This window comes from Streptomyces sp. NPDC054841, from assembly GCF_053611045.1.
The window spans coordinates 1-1,488 of sequence record NZ_JBSGZO010000888.1; the positions used below are offsets into that span (position 1 = coordinate 1).

A 1,488-nucleotide genomic window follows, 5' to 3' on the forward strand; every position below is an offset into this window, starting at 1 on the left:
GTCCTGGGCACGGCCAGCAGGGTGATCACCACACCGAGCAGGGCGAAGCCGGCTCCGATGGCGAAGGCCAGCTGGAATCCCTCGGTCGTCGCGTCCGCCACGGCGGCAGCGTCCGGACGCCGGCCTTCCAGCAGCTCGTTGATGTGGGCGTTGGCCACGGAGGAGAGCACCGCGAGGCCCAGGGCGCCACCGATCTGCTGGGTCGTGTTGATCAGGCCGGAGGCGAGTCCCGACTCCTGCGGTGTGACGCCGGCGACCGCGACGATGGTCACGGGTACGAAGGAGAACCCGAGTCCCAGGGCCACGACCACCGACGGCAGCAGGACATCTCCGACGAAGGTCCCGTCGGCCGAGATACGGGTGAACAGCAGCAGGCCCGCCGTGGTCAGCACCAGGCCGACCAGCAGGATCGGCCTCGGCCCGACCTTCGTCACCAGCTGCGAGGCGGCCCCGGCCGCGAAGATGGTCGCCGCCGACAGCGGAAGGTAGGAGAGCCCGGCTTCCAGAGCCGAGAACCCGAGGACCAGTTGCAGGTACAGAGAGATGAAGAAGAACATCGACAGCAGGGCGGCGCCCACCAGCAGGGAGACGACGTTGGCGCTGGAGACGTTGCGGTTGCGGAAGATCCGCAGCGGCATCACCGGGTGCGTGACGACGCGCAGTTCGACGACGACGAAAACCAGCAGCAGCACAACGGACAGCGCCAGCAGGCCGATGGTCCGCGTGGAGCCCCAGCCGGCACGTTCGGCGTCGACGAGGGCGTAGACCAGGACGCCGAGTCCGCCGGTGACCAGCGCGGCACCGGCGAAGTCCACGCCGGTGCGTTCGTGGCCGCGGCTCTCGCGGACGAACCGCGGGGTGAGAACGGCCGCGGCGAGACCGATCGGCACGTTGACGAACATCACCCATTCCCAGCCGGCCCACTCGGTGAGCACTCCGCCGAGCAGAACGCCGATGGCGCCGCCCGCTCCGGCGAGTGCGCCCCAGATGCCGAGGGCCTTGTTGCGTTCGGCCCCTTCGGTGAAGGTCGTGGTGACGATGGACAGCGCGGCCGGCGCGATGATCGCGGCGCCGAGGCCCTGGCCCGCGCGTGCGGCGATCAGCCAGCCCGCGGTGGGGGCCAGGCCCCCGAGCAGCGACGCCGCGGAGAAGAGGCCGAGGCCGGTCATGAACACCCGGCGCCGCCCGAACAGGTCGGCGGTGCGACCGCCGAGCAGCAGGAAGCCGCCGAAGGCGAGAGCGTAGGCGTTGACGATCCACTGGACGTTGGCGTCACTGAAGTGGAGATCCCGCTGGATCGACGGCAGGGCGACATTCACGATGGAGGCGTCGAGGACGACCATCAGCTGTGCCGCGGCCAGGACGATCAGCGCCTTCCAGCGCAGCGGGTCGGGCGATAACGCCGAATCGGGAGGCGTGGCCATGGGAGGTATCCGCTCCTGTGGGTTAAAGTGGAAAGCGGAATCGGATGTCCGATTCCGAAACGAC

Annotated in this window: 1 protein-coding gene; it reads right to left on the bottom strand. The window is 69.5% G+C overall.

What is annotated here, in order from left to right:
- Positions 1-1,424: MFS transporter (locus ACWGI8_RS44200; RefSeq protein ID WP_453669258.1), on the bottom strand; the 1,424-nt coding region annotated here is incomplete at its 3' end.
- Positions 1,425-1,488: the final 64 nt, after the last annotated feature.